Source organism: Streptomyces sp. ISL-36 (assembly GCF_018614205.1).
Classification (GTDB): domain Bacteria; phylum Actinomycetota; class Actinomycetes; order Streptomycetales; family Streptomycetaceae; genus Streptomyces.
Genome location: NZ_JAGGOS010000091.1, coordinates 20,301 through 38,828 on the forward strand (window position 1 = coordinate 20,301; position 18,528 = coordinate 38,828).

The window sequence follows — 18,528 nt, forward strand, 5'->3', positions numbered from 1 at the left end:
TGGCACGCGGACGGTTGGGACGTACGGGTACGGCTGGGAGTGCTGACTCCGCACGCCGACGTGGGGCCGGAGTCGGAACTGCGTGCCATGGCACCGTCCGACGTGGGCATTCACGCAGCGCGTGTGCCGTTTGGCGCGATGCGCTCCGGCGGGCAGATGGACGCGACGATTCCCCTCGGCCCCGTACGTGCGTTCGCGGAACCACCGCATGTTGACGACGCCGCCGAACTGATGGCCGCGGCGCCGGTGGACGCCATCGCCTTTGCCTTCACGAGCTCGGCGTACGTGATCGGTGCACGCGGCGAGGCCGACATGCTCACCCGCCTGTCCCAGCGGGCCCGGGGCCTGCCCTTGGTCGCCACCTGTGCCGCCGCCGTCCAGGCCCTGCACGCTGTGGGGGCCACCAGCATCTGCCTGATCGATCCACCCTGGTTCGACGCGGCGCTGAGCGAACTCGGTCGCGCCTATTACCAGCAAGCCGGCTTCGAGGTGACGTTCGCAGGTCCGTGTTCCCTTCCCAGCGGCCAGCAACTCATCCAGCCCCGCCATCTCCATGACTGGGTCGCCGAACACGTACCCGACACCGCCGAAGCCGTCGTCATTGGCGGCAACGGCTTCCGCGCCGTCTCCGTCATCGAGGCGCTGGAACGCACCACCGCACGCCCCGTCCTGACGGCCAACCAAGTCCTCCTGTGGGCCGCGCTCCATGCGGCAGGCTCCGAGACCCGCGACATCGTGCACTACGGCCAGCTGTTCAGAGCACCGATGCACCCCTGAGCCGGGCACCGGAAGTCCCAGGGCCGGCCGGGATGCCTGCGCAGGCGGCTCACGGCCGGCGGTCGCCGACCACATCAACCTCCAAGAGCCGCATGCAAGGCGCAACACATGCGACCGAACGCCGCGCCGCCGCCAGAGGCAGCACGCGGGGGGCTTCCGGTCCACGCCCGGCCGCAGCCCGAGGATGATCAGGACGCCGACGGGGACGCACACCATCTCGCCGTCCATGAGGTCGGCTGGGCCGCCGTTCTGGCCATGGGGAACGTGACCGATCCACTGAGCAAGACGCGGATCCGGAGAAGGTCGAGACCGGCTCGGCCGTATCCGGCGCTTCGACTTGCCCGACCGCAGCCGGTCGGGGTGCCTCATTGCCCGGTGAAGGGCCCGCTGGCGGTTGGGCAGGGCGGCCCGGAGAGGTTACTGGGCCGGTGTGCTGACCGTGCCCTGTTCGAGGGTGACTATCTCGTGGTCGAACACGTGAAAATCTATGTTGGCCGGAGTAGACATTGGGCTGTGGGGCGGTTACGGTTTCTCTCGTAGCCGAGATCGAGAAGGGCCCGGCAGAGATGACCTGCCGGGCAGTAGTACCCGCAAGTCGCAGTTCGCAGGACGGTGCGGTGGTGGAGTTCCGAAGCCAGAGCGGTTGCAGGACGGGCGACGGGACTGACGGCCGGACCGGGTGGCCCGCAGTGATCAGGGGCCGCCATGAGCAGTACGCAGTACCTGTTTGGTGAGTGATCAGTTCGGAGGGAAGAACGGAGGAGTTGAGCGCCATCAGGATCGCCCGGATGGAGGTATGGAGTCCGGGTACCGCAGGACATCGATAGGCAGGTGGTCTCCGGTCACGCAACCGCGATCCCCGCATCCCCGGCAGCAGTCAGGCTGGGTCCGCGGAAACAGAAGGTCGGCGCAGTATGAGGGCCGACAGATGGTGTAGCAGTTCCTTCGGGGCCCTGGTGCCGGTTCGGCGCCAGGGCCCCTCGACGCGTTTCACAGAGAGGTGCCGATGACAGCAGACGACTCCTACGGCCGTCTTGATGACGATGACTACCCCGCCTACACGATGGGGCGGGCTGCCGAGATACTCGGCACCACGCAGGGCTTCCTCCGTGCCATCGGTGAAGCCCGTCTCATCACCCCTCTGCGTTCCACTGGCGGCCACCGGCGTTACTCCCGCTACCAGTTGCGTATCGCCGCTCGAGCTCGGGAGCTGGTCGACCAGGGGACGCCCATCGAGGCTGCCTGCCGCATCGTCATCCTCGAAGACCAACTCGAAGAAGCCCGGCGTATCAACGCCGAATACCGCCGCGCCGCCGAGGCGGCGAACCCACCGGCCGCAACCCCCAACCAGGCTGCCGCCACCACAGCTCCCGGACCACAGCCACAGACAGGACCATAACGAGCTGGTGCCCCGCAAGCGCTGCGAGCCGATGCGCGAGTGGGTCCGGCTCCTGCACGAGACCTTCGCCGTGACACGCAGATTCCGGTGAGCCTGCCCGGCCGTTGACGAGTCTGTGGCGAGGGGGGATCCGGGGAGCGACGTGCAACTCTCGCGATCTTGTCCCAGCTCTGGAGGGCGGCAAACCGGAACGAGTTCGGCTGCCTCTGCCCCCTGGCCGGATGACAAGCGGCACATGGGTGTGGCCCCGGCATGAGATGCCGGGGCGCCACACCGCAACCGGAGGAACGGGTACGGGCCTGTCCCGGCTCGGGCTCGACTGGCTCCTCGGAGAGGGGAGGGGTAGATCCGGCCGGGTACCACAGGGGCGGGCGGCAGCTGGCTCTCGCGCTGCGCACCGGACTCCTCGGATCCGGGCTCGGACCCGGGCTCGGACCCGGACCCGGGCTCGGGCTCGGCCCGCCCCTCGACGCCGCGGGGCGCCCTCAGCTCACCAGCCAAGGCTGCAGCTTCTCGGGATTCCGTACCGCCCAGAAGCGGCTGATCCGCTTCCCCGCGATGTCGAACGCCATCACCGACATGGTGACGCCACCTTGCTGGACCACCAGGCCGGGCTGACCGTTGACCGTTCGCTCCAGGAACGACAGATCGGGCGCGGCGCTGGCGATGGCGACCAAGTGGTGCGCGATCTGCTCGCTGCCTCCGGTCGGAGGTGCGGCGCTGACCAGGCCGCCGCCGTCGGCGAGCCCGACGGCGTCCGGGTCGAGGAGGCCAATGAGGGCGTCGATGTCCTTGGCTTCCCACGCCTGCTTGAAGTTTCTGACGATGTCGGCGCGCTGGGCCTGGGCCGCCGGGGTCGGAGCCTGAGTCGGGGGAGCGTGCGCCGCGCGTACGCGGCGGCGGGCCGAGGAGGCCAGCTGACGGCACGCACCCTGGCTACGGCCGACGATCTCCGCCACCTCCGCGAAGGAGTAACGGAAGACGTCGTGAAGGATGAACGCGACGCGCTCGGCCGGAGTCATCGCTTCCAGTACCACCAGGAACGCCATGTTGATGGATTCGTCGAGAGTGACTCGGTCGGCCGGGTCGACCGCCCCGCCGTCCGACGGCCCGCTGTGCCACTCCGTGCGATCTGGCACTGGCTCCGGGATCCATTCACCCACGTAGCTCTCGCGCCGGGCCCGCGCCGAGCCGAGCAGGTCGAGGCAGATCCGGCTGGCGACCGTCGTCAGCCAGCCGCCGGGGGACTCGATGGCCTTCCGCCGCTCACGGGGCATGGCGTACCAGCGGGCGTACGTCTCCTGCACGACGTCCTCCGCGTCGGCCAGGGAGCCGAGGAGCCGGTACGCGAGGTTGATCAACTGACGCCGCTCGCTGGTGATCACGCTCAGGCTCGGTTCGAGCCGGCCCTCTCCTGGCCCGGATCGTGTCTCGGATCGGGATCGGGACTGGGTCCTCATGATGTCGCTGCTCCCTTGGCCGTCTTCTGTCACCAGTACGACGAGACAGCCCCTCGGAATGTGAGGTGGGTGGGCCGCCTGACATTCCGGCGGACTGTCTCGTCGTACTGCTGGGACGAACTCGAACCCCCGAACACCCACCCCAGCAACATGACGCACATGAACACACAAAGGAGCTCGCCCATGGAAACCCGTCTCGACTTCCTGTCCAACCCGGTCGCGGCCAAGGCCGTCAAGCACCTTGTCTCGGTGGGCAAGGTCATCGCGGACTCGCCGCTGCCGGCCTCGACACGCGAATTGGTGCTGCTCCGCGCCAGTCAGATCAACGGCTGCGGTTTCTGCGTCGACATGCACACCAAGGAGGCCACGCACGCCGGGGAGACCTCGGTCCGCCTGCACCTGGTCGCGGCCTGGCGGGAGGCCACGGTGTACACCGCCGCCGAGCGGGCCGCCCTTGAGCTGGCGGAGCAGGGCACCCGCATAGCCGACGCGGCCGGTGGTGTCACCGACGAAGCCTGGGCGGACGCGGCCAAGCACTACGACGAGGAGCAGCTGGCCGCCCTGGTGTCGCTGATCGCCCTCATCAACGCCCTCAACCGTATGAACGTCATCACCCAGCGGCCCGCGGGCGACTACCAGCCCGGCCAGCCCGGCCAGTTCGGCTGACGGAAGACAGACGGAAGACAGACGGAAGACAGACGGAAGACAGACGGAAGACAGACGGCCGGCTGACGCAGTCCAGAGGGCTGGCCGACAGAAGACCGAACCGCATCCCCCTCCCTCTCCAGGAGTGACCCACCATGTCCACCACGACCAAGCCCGACGAGCTGACCGGCGACTACGTCATCGACACCACCCACACCCGGGTCGGATTCGTCGCCAGGCACACGATGGCAACCAGGGTGCGCGGACAGTTCGAGGATTTCGAGGGGGGTGCGCGGCTCGACGGCGGCGACCCGTCGAAGTCCGGCGCACGGCTCACCATCCAGGCGAAGAGCGTCCAGACCCACAATCCGCAGCGCGACGACCTGCTGTGCGGCAAGTTCCTGGACGCGGACAACCACCCGGCCATCACCTTCACCTCGACGAACGTGAAGCAGGTCGACGAGACGCATTTCAAGGTCACCGATGACCTCGCCGTCCGTGGCGTGACTCAACCAGTCACCTTCGACGTGGAGTTGATCGGGGCCGCGTCCGATCCGCAGGGCGACTTCCGGGTCCGCTTCAAGGGCAGCGCCACCATCAAGCGCGAGGACTGGGGCGTGAACTGGAACCCCGTGACCACGGCCCTGGTCAGCTCGAAGGTGATGCTGGAGTTCGACGTCACCGTCGTCCGGCGGCTCTGACGGGGGCCGCTCCACCCCTGCACCACCCCAGCCCCTACCCACGGACAGGAAACCTGATGGCGACGAACCTGCGTGTCGTGACGCTGAACATATGGAACAACCGCGGTGACGCCACCACACGGACCGCACTGATCAACGCCGAACTGCGGCGGCTCGAGCCCGACCTCGTCGCCTTTCAGGAGGTCCTGCCGGACCAACTGCCCGACCTGATCGCCGGTACCGGGCTGCACGGCACCCACCAGTCGCAGACGAGTGCGACACCGCCTCCCCACGCGGATCGTTACGGCGGCACCGCGATCGCGACGCGGCAGCCGCATCGCATCGTGGAAGTCCTTGATCAGCGCGGAACGGACGCGCCCGACGTCCCATGGCTGACCCTGGCGGCTCGGGTGCCGCTGGCACCTCCGCTGCCGCCGTCGGGGCCGGCGAGGCCGCTCGTCGAGCCCGGAGACATGCTCTTCATCGCGCCCACGCTGTCGTTCCGGCTCGATGCCGAAGCCCAACGGGAGCGCCAAGTACTCGCCTTGAGCGACTTGGACGCCCGGCACCGCACCGCCTTGCCCACCATCATGGCCGGTGATTTCAACGCGGAGCCCGATGCGGCCGGCATCCGGTACCTGACCGGTCGGCAGTCTCTCGCGGGCCGCAGCACACACTTCCACGACACGTGGGAGGTCGCGGGCGCCGGTCCCGGACACACCTGGACCTCCGACAACCCCCAGGCGGCCGAGGACATCGAGCTCCTGGTCCGCCAGCCCGGCCACCACCGCCGGATCGACTACATCTTCGTCGGCTCGCCGCACGCCCACCCGAACGCTTTCGCCCGCGTGCGCGGCGCCCAACTCGCCTTCGACAAACCCGTCGACGGCGTATGGGCGAGCGATCATTTCGGTGTCGTCGCCGACCTCGAAGTGGGTCTGCTCACCTCCGGGTAGAAACGGAGCCGACTCCGCACTCACGGCGGCGTCCGCGCGACAAGGTCTCCGCCCCCCATGGCGGGGCCAGCTCCCACCAGCAGTAGGAGGAGAGGGGGCGGTGCGCGCACGCTGGGGCGTTGTACGTGCTGGGGGCCTGGAGATGAGCGCGACAGCCCTGGGTGTGGTGCTGGCCCTCGGTGCTTTGCGTGCGGCCGGTGGAGCGTTGTCGGCCATGGTTCGCACGGAGGTACGGGCCTGGGGCCGATGACGCCTGGCGCACTCGAACTCACTCAGCTCGCCCAGGTCCCGCTGCGGACGCCCCCCTCGGTCCCGCGGTGGCCCACCGCGGGACCGAGGCCAAAGGCGCAGGCGCTCCACGATGCCGGCTATGACTGCTCCATCACGCCCGCGAAGCCGGTGATGGCCGGCCCTGCCCGAAGGGCTGCTCGCGCCGGGTCGCATCTACGCGTCCAGTGCGACGGGACCGCGACGGGACCGCAGAGGGAACCAGGTACCGGCCCTGACCGACCCGAAGCCGCTGCGCGGGCCACCGATGAGTCCAACGGGACCAAACCCCTCATGCGAGTGATCGTCGCAGCCTGGCGCCCCTGGCTCCGCGAGCTCAGCCGTTTGCCTCAGCAGCAGGTGCGGCCCACCCGATGGCTACCTAGCGTCATGAAATGCCCGGTGTTGATTACTCGGCGTGATGTACCCCATCGATGGTGGTTATCGGCGTGAAAGGACGGACGCGGGTGAAGACATTGCTGACGAATGCAGGAGGCGGGTCAGGGAGGGGTGCTCCCATCCCGTCCCGGCGCCCGCGTTTGCGGGGCCCTGGGACCCGATGGCTGCTCGTCGCGCTACTGACGCCACTGCTCGCCTTGACCACCACGGTCGCGAACGCTCAGAGCGGCTGGCTCACGGTCCCCGACATGCCCACCGCCCGTCATGGCCTCGCGGGCACGAGTGCGCCTTGCCCCAAGGATGTGGAAGGCCTGAAGGGCACGTGCGTGTACGCCATCGGCGGGCACAACGGCTCGCCCACCTTGGACACGGTGGAGGCGTACAGCCCAGCGACGAACACCTGGCGGACCTTGCCTGACCTGCCCACCGCCCGCTACGCATTGACGGCGGCGACCGCGCCATGTCCGAAGGGCGTGGACGGGCTCAAGGGGACGTGCGTCTATGCCATCGGCGGCTTCACAGGCACCGAGTGGCCCGACCCCGCGCACGACGTGGGCACGGTGGAGGCGTACAGCCCCGCCACGAACACCTGGCGGACGCTGCCCAGCCTGCCCACCGCCCGCAGCTTCCCGGCCGCGGCGACCGCGCCCTGCCCCAAGGACGTCGAGGGATTGCGCGGCGCCTGCGTGTACGCCATCGGCGGCGCCTTCGGAGACACCGTGGAGGCGTACAGCCCGGCCACGAACACCTGGCACACGCTCCCCTCGCTCAACACCCTCCGCGACGCTCCCGGAGCGGCGACCGCGCCCTGCCCCAGGGATGTAGAGGGATTGCGCGGCGTGTGCGTGTACGCCATCGGCGGCTTCGACCCCACCGACGACATCCTCGATTCGGCGGAGGCGTACAGCCCGGCCACGAACACCTGGCGGGCCGTAGCCTCCATGAGCACCACACGAGTCGCTCTGGCCGCGGCCTCCGCCCCCTGCCCCAGGGGCGACAGGAACGTGAAGCAGACCTGCGTGTACGCCATCGCCGGCTTCACGGACTTCACGGAGTTGGCCACGAACACGGCAGAGGTCTTCAGCCCGGCCACGAACGCCTGGAGCTCCCTACCCGATCTGACCACCGCCCGCTTCGAGTTGGCGGCCGCGACGGCGCCGTGTCCCAAGGACGTCCGAGGCGTGAAGCACACCTGCGTGTACGCCATCGGTGGCGCAGGCGATTCTCCCTTCGCGGCTCTCAGCTCCGTGGCCGCCCTTCCCGTCGGTCACTGACAGCCGCACCATCCCGAACCGGGACGCGCGGCCTCGATAGGTCTGCTCGACAACAAAGCCCCAGGCTCTGCCGGTGGCTTTGTTGTCGAGCGAGCAATCGGCGTACAACCCGATCAGATCCGGCGGGACCGACCCAGCTGCCGAGCCGCCCGCAGACCCAGGTCGGTTCGTACGCTGCGGTGGCAGCTGGGGCAGCTGAGACAGACGCACGGCCGCCTGGGTCTCCGGCGCTTCTGCGGTGGGGTGTGCCGGGCGACGAATCCTCCGGAACCCGCCGGGGGCTTGCGAGGTGTCAGTTCATCAGCAGCAGCCGCGTGTTCGGTACGAGCTTCCGGTTCACGCTGGTGCTCTGCACGAAGATCGTGAAATCGTCGTTGTGGTCCGCCTTGACGCGAACTTCCGTGTCCGGCAGGCCGAGGAGGGCTCGGGCCTCCGGCCCGGTGTATATCCGGTCCGTCTTCTTCTCCAGCACCGCGATCTGCTTCCGCGCCTGGATCTTCTCCGACTTGCTCAGCTGATAGAACGCACAACCCGTACGGTAAGTGTGACCGCTTTCGACGACCCACTCCCGGATCGCCGCGTCACGAGCCACCGGAATCAGCTGATACTCCGACGGATTCACCGGGGTGAGACCGGCCGCCTTGATCGTGTCCTTGTTGACCGTCTCCGCGCCCGTGGAGAACACCGCCCGCGATCCCCGAATGCCCTGGGAGCGGCCCACCATGAACTTCTCGGTGGCCTCCCGGATGACCTGCCCCGCCTCCTCCAGGCCCTGTGTGCTCGTGGCGTCCCAGATGGCGATGTTGTCCTTGGGGAATCCGGCCCGCATGGCCTCGCGCTTGCCCATCTGGTCCGGCACAAGGACGGCCAGCGTCCAGTTGTCCTCCTGCGTCTCGATCATCTGAGCCACCGCCGCGACCAGTTCACGCGGATCCTTGGTAGGCGCATCCGGGCAGCGATGACTTGCGTTCTCCTGCCCGTCGGTCAGTACGAACGTCAGGAAGCTGTGGTCGCCGTACAGTTGAGCTGTCTGCGCCAGCTCCCGCTGCGACTTCAACGCGGCCGCCAGAAGAGCCGTCATTCCACCGACCCGGTACAGCTGCTTCAGGGACGGCATCCGCAGTACGTCCTTGTCGTAGATGACGCACTCCACCTTGTCCGCGAAGACGTACACGGTGACGCGGGTTTCCTGGTCCAGTTCCCTCGATCGGCGGGCGAGATACTCGATCTGCTGGTCGGCTACTTCGACGACCTTGCGGCTCAGACGCGACATGGACGAACTGGCATCCAACACAAGAGCAACGTGATTGATGTAGTTCTGATTTCCGGACATGGCAGCTCCCCCTCGTTCCGACTCGATGCTTCTACCTTCTCACCCACCACTGACAATCGATCTTGGTCGCAGGCTGGATGAACAACCCACCCGAGCAGGGGGCGCAGCCGGGACGCCGCACGAGACCCCGGATGTCAGTTCGCGGCGAGCCGTGACTTCTTGACCTTGTTGCCGCAGGTGTTCATGGAGCACCAACGGCGGTTGGCTCCCCGGCTGGTGTCGAGATAGAGCCCCGCGCACCCAGGGCCTTCACATCTCTTGATGCGGCTGCGATCGGGGCCCCCGAGGATGTGGATGGCATCCGTGGCGAGGACGCCGAGGGCGTCACGGACGGGGGTCGAGTCGGTCAGATGCCATGCTGCGCGGTCGTGCGCCAGTGCAGCCTTGGCGTGTCCGGCGGCAGCGACCGTGTTGAGGGTGCGGACGTCCTTTGCATTCGGCTGTTCACCTGCAGCGATCGCCGACCCGATTCGGTAGATCGCCTCACGCAGTTCGACGGCGTCCTCCAGATCGGCCGGCGACACGTCTGTGACGTCCAGTCCTGTGGCCTGCAGCCACATCTTCAGTCGTGCGGGGTCGGTCAGCCGCTCCCTCGGCTCCATGCCGGCTCGGTCGCTGACGGTGGCAGTGAATCGGAACGCCAAGACCTCGTTGTCCATCCGGAACACACGCCGTACGTCCTCGGCCATTTTCAACTCCGCAGCGAGCGACAACACCCGTCGAACCGTCTTAGTCGGTTCGAAATGATGGTAACTCCATGCCATCCTTGAACTGTCTTAGACGGTTCAACGGAAGGGACGTGCTCTGCATGAGCAGCATCGCGGTCATCGGTCTGGGAGCGATGGGGAGACCGATCGCGCACAACCTCGTGAAGGCCGGCCACGACGTGGTGGTGTGGAACCGCTCCGACGCACCTGCGGAGCAGCTCGTTGCAGCGGGTGCCCGTCGTGCCGCCTCGGTCGCAGAGGCCATGCACTCGCCGGTGGTCTTCTCGGTCCTGTCCGATGACCGGGCCGTCGCCGAGACGTTCATCGACTCCGGTGTCCTCTCCCGGACCCCGGCCGGGACAGTTCACGTCAACCTCGCCACGGTGAGTGCCGGCCTGGCTCGCCGCGCCGGCGCAGCACACGCCGAGTCCGGCGTCGGGTACGTCGCGGCACCGGTCTTCGGCCGCGTCCCGGTCGCCGAAGCCGGAGCACTCAACATCCTTGCGGCCGGTGAGGAGGGGCAGATCGACCGCGCCCAGCCGTTCTTCGATGTGATCGGCTCGCGGACGTGGCGACTCGGCGACCGTCCGGAGCAGGCCAACATCGTGAAGATCCTCGGAAACTATCTGATCGCCTGCGCTATTCAGTCACTGGGCGAGGCCGTCAGCCTCGCGGAAGGCGCCGGCGTCGACTCCGGGCAGTTCGTCGAACTGCTGACCTCGACACTCCCGGGCGCCGTCTACGCGGGCTACGGGTCGATGATCGCCGAACGGCGCTACCAGCCGACCGGATTCTCCACAGTCCTGGGCCGCAAGGACCTCCACCTGGCACTCGATGCGGCGATCGACCACGACATTCCGCTCCCGATCGGTCAGCTGCTGCAGGCTGTCTTCGATCAGGCCATCGCCGAGGGTCACGGGGCGGACGACTGGGCGGTCATCGCGGAACAGCAACCGCGGTGACCACCGACGGCCGATGACCGTGACCGTCGCTCGGGCCGGGCAAGGTCGTTTCGACGCGGGATGTGTGTGCCCGGACACCGGGCCAGCCCACGCGGAGGCCACCAGCCTGCGGCGCCCGGGGGAGGCCGGCGCTGAGCGGTTGTGTTCGCCGTTGACGGCCGGGACGCCTCCCGCGCATCGAGGCGCCCCGGCACCCCGGACTGCTGCGGGAGGCACTAGCTCTGCGAGACGTCCTTGACGAACACGATGCCGTCGATGCCCGCCAGGTGGGCCGGGTCGAGCGGGGCGTAGCCGAACCAGGGGGATACACGGGGCGCGGGCCGTGTGTCGCCGAGGGCGGTGGTCAGCCGCGGGGCGTCGATGATGAAGCGGTCGTCCGGAAGCGCGTACAGGAGTCCTTCGACGGTGTCCGGCGGCGGCGCGTCCACTCCCTGGTGCCGGATCGTGCCGAGGGCCGTGGCCACGAAGGCGTACTCCTTACCGAGTTGAGCGCTCACAAGCGCCCCGGCGCTCCACCACTCCACCGGCCCCTCCCACATCTGCATCGTGCTCTTCTCGCGTTGGAGATGGGAGTTGTGGGCATGGACGAGTGCCAGGCCCCGCCCCGCGACGGCAAGGAGGTTGTGGGCCATCATCAAGTCCCGCAGCGCACACAGCCGGGTCATGCGGGCCGGTGAGGTGTCGGCCATCCAGTAGTGGTAGCGCAGCAGGCCGGTCGCGGTGCGCCCGTACAGGCGCGCCCGGTGCCAGTCGTCCCGCGGGGTCGCCGTGATCAGATGCGGCGTCTGCGCGTCGAGCAGCGCCACCAGATCGTCCGCGAGCAGCCGCAGCTGACCGGCCTCGGCCGACTGCCCCACGCACTGGGCCGGGTCCATCATCGCCGCCGGATCGGTCCACCGGTCGTCGGCGCCGAGCAGGCGGTCGAGCGTGTCCGCGGTGCAGGGGAGAAGGCCCGCGTCCACCCGGGTCGAGAGGTAGCCGTGGAGTGCGGTGAGGGCCTGCCGGGGGCTCGCGGCGTGGGTGATCTCCAGCGGGCCGTCGAAGCCGGCGAAGCGGAGCCGCTCGGACGGGGGCCGACCGTCGTTCTCGGCGCGGACGTTGTAGGCGCGCATCCAGCGCACGAGTTCGCGGTTGGCCGCGGAGGTTCCCCAGCCGTGGCTGAATCCATGCTCCATGGCCTCGTCGAGGCTGCCCGTGCCCGAGGTGACGTAGTCGTCGACGACCAGGCCCATCATGCAGTCGCTCTCGACCGCGATCGTCCGGTAGCCCTCCTCCTCGACGAGCTGCCGGAAGAGCTCGTTGCGCAGGCCGAGCAGAGTGTCCTCGCCGTGGGTGGGCTCGCCCAGGGCGAGCAGCCGTGGCCGGGCCGGGAGCAGCCTCATGACCGCGGCGGCGTCGACGGCATGGGCGGTGTCCTTGATGTCAGTAGCCATGCACTAAACGCTATCGTTGAACCCTCGATTGAAACTTTCTCGCGACAACGGCAGACTCATGGGACGAAACCTTCAAAGTGGTGAGCGGCTCAGGCCGGTTGATCTGGCGCGCGGGCATGGTCTGTCCACGCAGGCGGTCAGGAACTACGAGGAGGCCGGCATCCTTCCGGCCGCCGGTCGCACACCCCACGGCTACCGCACCTATACCTCGCTGCACGCGGGGGCCCTGCGAGCGTTTCTCGCCCTGGTGCCCGGCCATGGTCACCAGACGGCGACATCGATCATGCGGGCCGTGAACCAGGGCGCGGTCGACGAGGCGTTCCGCCTCATCGACGAGAGCCACGCCCAGCTCCTCGACGACCGGCGGACCCTCCAGGCCGTGGAGAGCGCCCTCCGCGACCTGGAGCGCACCACGCCGCCTGAGCCGGGGGTGGGGTCCGAGTCAGCCGCGGTGTCCGGGGCGAGCGGCACGTTCATCGGGCCGCTGGCAGGGAAGCTCGGCATCCGGCCGGCGACGCTGCGCAAGTGGGAGCGCGCCGGGCTGGTACGCCCGCGCCGCGACCCGATGACCGGTTACCGCGTCTACGACGAGGCCGACGTACGGGACGCCCGGCTGGCTCACCAGCTCAGGCGGGGCGGGTACCTGCTGGAGCAGATCGCCCCGCTGATCGCCCAGGTGCGGGCGGCGGGCGGCCTGGAGCCGCTGGAGGCCGCACTGTGCGACTGGTGTGGCCGGCTGTCTGCCCGCGGGCGGGCGATGCTGACCGGGGCCGCCGAGCTGGAGACGTACCTCCGCAAGCGCGGATGAGCTTCGGTCGCCGGCCGTCACCAACGGCGCCGTCCCGGCTGACCCTCCGCCGATGCCGGCCTCATCCTGGGTTGAGCCATATCCCTCATCGACCGCAGCCAGCTCACGCAGAGGCCGCAGGCCACGGCCGGACAGTGGGGTGATTCCCCACAGTCCGAGCACGTCCTGGAGGTGATCCGGGTTCCCCGTCTGGGACAGGGGCGCCTCGTTGCAGCCCGCCCCGCCCGGGTCGGCTGGCCGCGGTCCCGCTGCTGCGGTTGCATGCCCTGTTGTTGCCGGATGTCCACTCCCCGCGCGTCCGCGTATCCGTCCACCGGGACGTTCCAGCCGACCGGGACCAGCTCCTGTCTCCTCGGTCAGCGGCGGGCCAGTCGACAGTCAGGGCCCGCGGGCAGCGTTGCCGTACATCTGTGGGCTTCCTCCAATATCCGGTCAGAGCCGCAGTCGATGCCCGTGATTCCGGTGCCCACCACCTGTTAGCCAAGATCATCTTGCGGCCGACGAGCCGAATGAGCATGCACGGGGGAAGGAGTCCCAAATGGCAGGTGGTTATTCGATATTCGCCGAAACGATGGCTGATCTTACGTATCCGGAGGTGGAGGCGGCGGCTGAGCGAGGGGCATGTGTGCTGCTCCCCACCGGCGTCATAGAGCAGCACGGTCCGCATCTTCCGTTGGGGACCGATGCCTACGGTGCCTATCAGCTGAGCCGGCTCGTGAAGGCCGAACTGGTGGAGCGAGGAGTGGAGACACTGATCGCTCCACCGGTCTTCTGGGGAATCAACCAGGTGTCCGCGAGCTTCGGGGGAACGTTCGCACCCGCCGTGAGACCGCCGTCGCGCTGCACACCGACATCCTGGACTCGCTGGCCACGGACGGCTTCGACCGCATCTTCGTGATCAACCACCAGGGGGACATCGCCCACAATCAAATGCTGCTTGAAGTGGTGAACGGCCAGCACGAGGCGGGGCGATCTGGGGTGGTGCTCGTGGAGCCCGACTTCATCGCCGACCGGCTGGGCAACGCCGCGCAGACACCCGTCGTGGCCACCTTTGCCCTGCAGCCCTTGTTCGAAGGGCTTGAGCTGAGTGGTGAGTTGGGCGTCCACGCGGAGGAGATCGAAAGTGCGCTGATGATGCGCTGGTTTCCCGAGACGGTGAACTATGAAGCGATGGCCGGACTCGAACCGACTGCCCTGGGACCGGCAGACCTGGCCGAATGGCGGAAGGGCGGAGAGCACGCCCGGCGGGTGACGCCCCAAGGCTTCTTCGGTGCTCCCAGCCCTCGGGATCCCTTCCTTTGGCGATTTCATGAGCGTATGGCTCGTGCCATGGCAGGCGTGGTGATCAGTTCGCTGCAGAAGCAGCCAGGTGAAGGAGCCGCGGCCGCTCGGCTGTGATCGGTCAGTTTCGGATCCAGATGAGGAGTGCCGCAAGGTGGAACGCGGCCTGGCAGGCGATGGCGAGTTTGTCGCATCGCATTGCATCGCATTGCGTCGCATCGCAGCGCAGCGTGTCGCCGGGCCGCGACACTGGCGCGGACAAGGGCTACTCGGCCCGCTCGTTCCGGACCCACCGCCGCCGACCCGGGCCACCGTCCCCCGACGCTTCGACCAACTCGAGGGCATAGCCAGCTCCTTGAAGGGCCCGCGGTTTCGACAAGACCGCCTACCCTCACCGAAAAGTCGTCGAACGCGCCTTCCACCGCCTCAATCAATGGCGTGGCACCGCCGCCACCGCCACGACAAGCACCCTGGCCGCTACCTCGCCGCCATCACCCTCGCCTGCACGCTCATCCGGTTCGACCAGTGATCGACAAGACGCTCCCTGGCGCTGTGACCGGAAGCGGCGCGAAGCGGTGGTCCTCCGCGACCGACGAGCGGACACGGCGTACGGGTCCCGGAAGCGCACGTACACTCGGCCCATGAACCGCACACGAGGCTTCACGGGGGAGCGCCTGCCGCAGGCCGCCCCTGCCGCGCGTGCGGGCTCCGCGGGCCGGACGGGCGTCAGCCCCCGTACCGCCGCCGACGCCCAGGCCCCCACGGTCGGCCGCGGCGTCCTCCACGGCCACGGCTAGCGCTTCCCCACCGCGCCCGGGCCCACTCTCCCTCCCGCCGCACCACCTTCCGCGACGGACCCCGCTCCGGCAGCCCGGCCTGATCACCGCGCTCCGACCGGCCCCCGCCGCCTCGAGGGCGACGCATCGCCCTTCCCACCCCACCACCGCAGTCCCGACACTCCGTCGGCGCTGCCGCCAGGCGAGGGCCGCACGCCGGGCCGTAGCCGTCTTCGAAGGGACCACCGTGAAGTTGAGCGGGTTGTTGACCGGCCACGAGCACCACGTCATCCAGGGCGACACCGAGTCGACGGGGATCACCGCGGGCACCACCTTCGACGTCGACCGGGTGGTGCCGGGTTCGCTCTTCATCGCCGTACCCGGCCACCGAGGCGGCGGCCCCGCCTCCATCGGTGCGGCGCTCGCGCGCGGGGCGGTGGCGGTGCTCGTCGACGCGGCGGGAGCCGCCGCCGCGCCCTCCGGACGGGAGCTGCTGCCCGCGGCGTGCGTCGTACGGGTGCCGGACACCCGTAAGGCGGCCGCGGTCGTCTCCTCCCGCTACTTCGGCGAGCCGGGCCGGCACATGGACCTCGTGGCCGTCACCGGGACCAACGGCAAGACCTCCATCTCCTACATGGTCGAGTCGCTGCTGAGGATCTCCGAGGGCGCCTCGGTGGGCGTGATCGGTACGGCGGGCAGCCGGATCGGCGACGAGGTGATCCCGATGCCGCCCTCGGTGCTGACCACACCGGAATCGCCCGACCTGCAGTACCTCTTGGGCCGCATGCGGGACCAGGGGACCGGCAGCGTGGTGCTGGAGGCCACCTCGATGGCCCTCCAGACGTACCGGATGGACAGGACCTTTGTCGACGTCGGCGTCTTCACCAACCTGACCCAGGACCACTTGGACGACCACGGCACGATGGCCCACTACACGGACGCCAAACTGCGGTTGTTCCAGGGGCTGTGCCGACATGCGGTGGTCAACGTGGACGACGCCGTGGGAGTCGGCATCCGCGCGATGATGCCGGACGCGGTGACGACCTACGGTCTCGACGAGGAGGCGGACTTCCGTGCGACGGACCTGGTCGCGGACGCCTCGGGCACGCGGTTCACGCTGAACCACGCCGGCCGGGCCTACCCGGCGGCGATCCCGGTCCCGGGCCGCTTCTCCGTGTCCAACGCGCTGGCGGCCGTCGCCGCCTGCCACGTCCTGGGGCACGACCTGGACGGACTGGTCGCCGCGCTCGCCCAGATGTCGCCGGTACCGGGCCGGTTCGAGCGCTTCGTGACCCCCGTCGGCACGTCGGTGATCGTGGACTACGCGCACTCGCCCGACTCCCTCGACAAGGTCCTCACGGCCATCCGCGGCTTCGCCCGAGGCCGGGTCATCACCGTCTTCGGCTGCGGCGGGGACCGCGACACCACCAAGCGCGCCGAGATGGGCCGCATCGCCGGCACCCACTCCGACCTGTGCGTCCTGACCTCGGACAACCCCCGCACCGAGAACCCCGAGGAGATCCTCGACCAGATCGCCCCCGGCATTGAGGCCACCGGCACACCGTACGAACGCTCCGCCGACCGCCGCCGGGCCATCGCCCTCGCACTGTCTGCGGCTCAGCCCGAAGACATCGTCCTGATCGCCGGAAAGGGCAGCGAACCGCACCAGATCGTGGGCGAGGACCTGCTCCCCTTCAACGACATGGCAACCGTCCGCGACCTGGCCTCCCGCCTGCTCCCCTGAACCCACGTGACTCGGCCGGCTTCGCCGGGCGTACTGGTTCCGACGGATCCCTGATGAGGATCTGGTGGTGCCGCATCCGCCGACGGAGCCGATGTGGTCCATGGCGGCGCCTCCGCCGCACGGGGGAAGCGGATCATACGCCGGTCTGATCCCTGCGCGCCGCGGATGCAGAACAGTGATCCCATGGCAATCAGCGAGACGAGGCGGACGAGCCTGACGAGGCGGCCGAGGGGCAGTCCGCACGTCCGAGGGGGACGACGTCCGCCCCTCCGTCAATCAACGGTGTTGAGGACGATGGGGGACGATCTGTCGTGATTTGGCTTATGTCGTTCCCGGCCTTCGCGTGTCTGCTTGCCTTGTTCGCCCTGGTGGAGAGCGCCTGGCGATGGTTCACGGGGCTGGGCTTGATCCCCTGGCTACACAGGCGCACGGGGCGGTCGTTGTCGAACATCGCCTTCGATGAATTCACGGCGGTCGTGAACGGAAACAAGACGGTGGAACTGGAGCAGCGGCGGGTGGAGCTGCTGCGGCGGGACGACGAGAGCGACGGTGCGCCGCCCCGCTCCAGCATTGACCTGACCAAGGGCACGGCGTTCATCGTGTTGCCACAGGAAGCGGACCCCCCGTTCGCTGAGAGCCGCGGTGTCCTTGAGGACCGGCGGTGAGACGCGAACCGGAGGGGACAGGTGCAGAACCGTCCATGCTGTGGGGGCGTATCGCGTGCTTGTGGGCGGCCGCGTTCGCCGGGTTGCATTTCTACTGGGCCGTCGGCGGTGATGTGGGGCTGAGCATCTCCGCCGGCCCGCTGGCCACCGAGAGCCCGCTGTGGTTCGTCGTAGCCGGTCTGTGGGGTGCGGGTGCGCTCTGCCTCCTCGGCTCCTTGCTGGCATGGCTGCTTGCCCGGCCAAGGCTCCGGGGCGTTCCCGCTCTCCTGACAAGGTCGCTCGGGTGGGGCGTCAGTGCCCTCCTACTGGTCAGAGGCATCGGTATCGAGGTGCTGCTGCTGACGAACACGACACACCTGGACACCTCCGTGGACGCCGCGCAGCGGGCCTGGACGCTCGCCCTGTGGAACCCCTGGTTCATTGCCGGAGGACTGGCTTTCGGTCTCGCCGCCCTTCGGTCCCACAGGCGTACCGACGCAGAACCGCCACCTCCGTCCAGAAGCTGATGACTCCGCCGGCCCTCCCACAGCCACTCCGACAGCGCGAAGCCCCCAAGACCGGGGAACGGTGGGCCACAGTGTCGTACGTCTTTGCGCTGCGCCTGCTGCCCGAGACGTCGGTCCTGCCGAGACCGATGGCCGCTGCCTCGACCGCAGCTGCTGGGACGGCGGATGCGCAGGTTTCGACCAGGCACCGCAGGCTCGCTGACCCATCAGACACGGGTCCAGGCCCCACCGGCCGACAAGCGTCGGTGGCGCCCGTAGACCGTCTTCCACTTCCCGTAGCGCACGGGCTTCCCGCCATGGAACGCCCATGCACTCGCGGCAGTAGATGCCGTTCACCACACGACGCTGACCGCATCACTGCCCGTCCCCGGCCCACCGTTCACCGGAGAGCGCCTAACTGATCGTTTCAGAATGAGGTTCGCAGGCGGCGGAGGTATATGAGGCTGCAGGCCAGTT

General features: G+C 68.7%; 16 protein-coding genes and 1 pseudogene. 13 read left to right on the forward strand and 4 right to left on the reverse strand.

Going from position 1 to position 18,528, the window contains the following annotated elements; genetic code table 11:
• Positions 1-87 precede the first annotated feature (87 nt).
• Together J7E93_RS22925 and J7E93_RS22930 are read left to right on the forward strand one after the other, a co-directional pair.
• The gene (locus J7E93_RS22925) at positions 88-777 is read left to right on the forward strand and encodes a maleate cis-trans isomerase (RefSeq protein ID WP_251066942.1); all 690 of its coding nucleotides are present in this window, start codon (positions 88-90) and stop codon (positions 775-777) included.
• A 1,006-nt stretch (positions 778-1,783) separates the two neighbouring features.
• Positions 1,784-2,176 carry a MerR family transcriptional regulator gene (locus J7E93_RS22930; protein ID WP_215071818.1) on the forward strand — a complete coding sequence of 131 codons (393 nt, stop codon included), beginning with the start codon at positions 1,784-1,786 and terminating at the stop codon, positions 2,174-2,176.
• Between the two features lie 485 nt (positions 2,177-2,661).
• On the opposite strand, the gene sigJ is transcribed toward J7E93_RS22930, so the two are convergent.
• Positions 2,662-3,636, reverse strand: coding sequence for an RNA polymerase sigma factor SigJ (gene sigJ, locus J7E93_RS22935; protein WP_215071819.1), 975 nt, complete (start codon positions 3,634-3,636; stop codon positions 2,662-2,664).
• 183 nt (positions 3,637-3,819) lie between these two features.
• Here sigJ and J7E93_RS22940 point away from each other — a divergent pair, with 183 nt between their 5' ends.
• The 4 genes from J7E93_RS22940 to J7E93_RS22955 all read left to right on the forward strand — a co-directional run bounded on the left by J7E93_RS22940 (position 3,820) and on the right by J7E93_RS22955 (position 7,857).
• Positions 3,820-4,302: a carboxymuconolactone decarboxylase family protein gene (locus J7E93_RS22940; protein ID WP_215071820.1), complete on the forward strand. Its 483-nt coding sequence runs from the start codon at positions 3,820-3,822 to the stop codon at positions 4,300-4,302.
• Positions 4,303-4,436: 134 nt separating this feature from the next.
• A complete protein-coding gene (locus J7E93_RS22945) occupies positions 4,437-4,982 on the forward strand; it encodes a YceI family protein (protein ID WP_215071821.1) in 546 nt (181 codons plus the stop codon).
• A gap of 56 nt (positions 4,983-5,038) precedes the next feature.
• Entirely contained in the window at positions 5,039-5,917 is an 879-nt protein-coding gene (locus J7E93_RS22950) for an endonuclease/exonuclease/phosphatase family protein (RefSeq protein WP_215071822.1), read from the forward strand.
• An 863-nt stretch (positions 5,918-6,780) separates the two neighbouring features.
• Positions 6,781-7,857 (forward strand): kelch repeat-containing protein, encoded by a 1,077-nt coding sequence (locus J7E93_RS22955; RefSeq protein WP_215071823.1) that lies wholly within the window; start codon positions 6,781-6,783, stop codon positions 7,855-7,857.
• Between the two features lie 292 nt (positions 7,858-8,149).
• On the opposite strand, the gene J7E93_RS22960 is transcribed toward J7E93_RS22955, so the two are convergent.
• Positions 8,150-9,190 carry a vWA domain-containing protein gene (locus J7E93_RS22960; RefSeq protein WP_215071824.1) on the reverse strand — a complete coding sequence of 347 codons (1,041 nt, stop codon included), beginning with the start codon at positions 9,188-9,190 and terminating at the stop codon, positions 8,150-8,152.
• A gap of 134 nt (positions 9,191-9,324) precedes the next feature.
• Positions 9,325-9,954 (reverse strand): ABATE domain-containing protein, encoded by a 630-nt coding sequence (locus J7E93_RS22965; protein ID WP_215071825.1) that lies wholly within the window; start codon positions 9,952-9,954, stop codon positions 9,325-9,327.
• Between the two features lie 44 nt (positions 9,955-9,998).
• Between J7E93_RS22965 and J7E93_RS22970 the strand changes: the two genes are divergently transcribed.
• The gene (locus tag J7E93_RS22970; RefSeq protein WP_215071826.1) at positions 9,999-10,859 is read left to right on the forward strand and encodes an NAD(P)-dependent oxidoreductase; all 861 of its coding nucleotides are present in this window, start codon (positions 9,999-10,001) and stop codon (positions 10,857-10,859) included.
• 215 nt (positions 10,860-11,074) lie between these two features.
• Here the strand turns inward: J7E93_RS22970 and J7E93_RS22975 are convergent, their stop codons facing one another.
• A complete protein-coding gene (locus J7E93_RS22975) occupies positions 11,075-12,292 on the reverse strand; it encodes an erythromycin esterase family protein (protein WP_215071827.1) in 1,218 nt (405 codons plus the stop codon).
• A gap of 58 nt (positions 12,293-12,350) precedes the next feature.
• On the opposite strand from J7E93_RS22975, the gene J7E93_RS22980 reads away from it, so the two are divergent.
• From J7E93_RS22980 to J7E93_RS23005, 6 genes and pseudogenes are all read left to right on the forward strand, one after another.
• Positions 12,351-13,100, forward strand: a complete 750-nt coding sequence (locus tag J7E93_RS22980) for a TioE family transcriptional regulator (RefSeq protein ID WP_215071828.1) — start codon at positions 12,351-12,353, stop codon at positions 13,098-13,100.
• A 571-nt stretch (positions 13,101-13,671) separates the two neighbouring features.
• A pseudogene (locus J7E93_RS22985) lies at positions 13,672-14,498 on the forward strand (creatininase family protein).
• Between the two features lie 524 nt (positions 14,499-15,022).
• On the forward strand, positions 15,023-15,178 hold the full coding sequence (locus J7E93_RS22990) for a hypothetical protein (RefSeq protein ID WP_215071830.1): 156 nt from the start codon (positions 15,023-15,025) through the stop codon (positions 15,176-15,178).
• Positions 15,179-15,404: 226 nt separating this feature from the next.
• Positions 15,405-16,901, forward strand: coding sequence for a UDP-N-acetylmuramoyl-L-alanyl-D-glutamate--2,6-diaminopimelate ligase (locus J7E93_RS22995; protein ID WP_215071831.1), 1,497 nt, complete (start codon positions 15,405-15,407; stop codon positions 16,899-16,901).
• A 323-nt stretch (positions 16,902-17,224) separates the two neighbouring features.
• Positions 17,225-17,566, forward strand: a complete 342-nt coding sequence (locus J7E93_RS23000) for a DUF6191 domain-containing protein (protein WP_215071832.1) — start codon at positions 17,225-17,227, stop codon at positions 17,564-17,566.
• 35 nt (positions 17,567-17,601) lie between these two features.
• Positions 17,602-18,072: a DUF3995 domain-containing protein gene (locus tag J7E93_RS23005; RefSeq protein WP_215071833.1), complete on the forward strand. Its 471-nt coding sequence runs from the start codon at positions 17,602-17,604 to the stop codon at positions 18,070-18,072.
• Positions 18,073-18,528 lie beyond the last annotated feature (456 nt).

Excerpts from the sequence above, each read along its gene's own strand:
- J7E93_RS22990 (WP_215071830.1), top strand. The coding sequence starts at position 15,023 with ATGAACCGCACACGAGGCTTCACGGGGGAGCGCCTGCCGCAGGCCGCC.
- J7E93_RS22930 (WP_215071818.1), top strand. The coding sequence starts at position 1,784 with ATGACAGCAGACGACTCCTACGGCCGTCTTGATGACGATGACTACCCC.
- J7E93_RS22940 (WP_215071820.1), top strand. The coding sequence starts at position 3,820 with ATGGAAACCCGTCTCGACTTCCTGTCCAACCCGGTCGCGGCCAAGGCC.
- J7E93_RS22965 (WP_215071825.1), bottom strand. The coding sequence starts at position 9,954 with ATGGCATGGAGTTACCATCATTTCGAACCGACTAAGACGGTTCGACGG.
- J7E93_RS22945 (WP_215071821.1), top strand. The coding sequence starts at position 4,437 with ATGTCCACCACGACCAAGCCCGACGAGCTGACCGGCGACTACGTCATC.
- J7E93_RS22960 (WP_215071824.1), bottom strand. The coding sequence starts at position 9,190 with ATGTCCGGAAATCAGAACTACATCAATCACGTTGCTCTTGTGTTGGAT.
- J7E93_RS23005 (WP_215071833.1), top strand. The coding sequence starts at position 17,602 with ATGCTGTGGGGGCGTATCGCGTGCTTGTGGGCGGCCGCGTTCGCCGGG.
- J7E93_RS22980 (WP_215071828.1), top strand. The coding sequence starts at position 12,351 with ATGGGACGAAACCTTCAAAGTGGTGAGCGGCTCAGGCCGGTTGATCTG.
- J7E93_RS23000 (WP_215071832.1), top strand. The coding sequence starts at position 17,225 with ATGTCGTTCCCGGCCTTCGCGTGTCTGCTTGCCTTGTTCGCCCTGGTG.
- sigJ (WP_215071819.1), bottom strand. The coding sequence starts at position 3,636 with ATGAGGACCCAGTCCCGATCCCGATCCGAGACACGATCCGGGCCAGGA.
- J7E93_RS22950 (WP_215071822.1), top strand. The coding sequence starts at position 5,039 with ATGGCGACGAACCTGCGTGTCGTGACGCTGAACATATGGAACAACCGC.
- J7E93_RS22925 (WP_251066942.1), top strand. The coding sequence starts at position 88 with ATGGCACCGTCCGACGTGGGCATTCACGCAGCGCGTGTGCCGTTTGGC.
- J7E93_RS22975 (WP_215071827.1), bottom strand. The coding sequence starts at position 12,292 with ATGGCTACTGACATCAAGGACACCGCCCATGCCGTCGACGCCGCCGCG.
- J7E93_RS22970 (WP_215071826.1), top strand. The coding sequence starts at position 9,999 with ATGAGCAGCATCGCGGTCATCGGTCTGGGAGCGATGGGGAGACCGATC.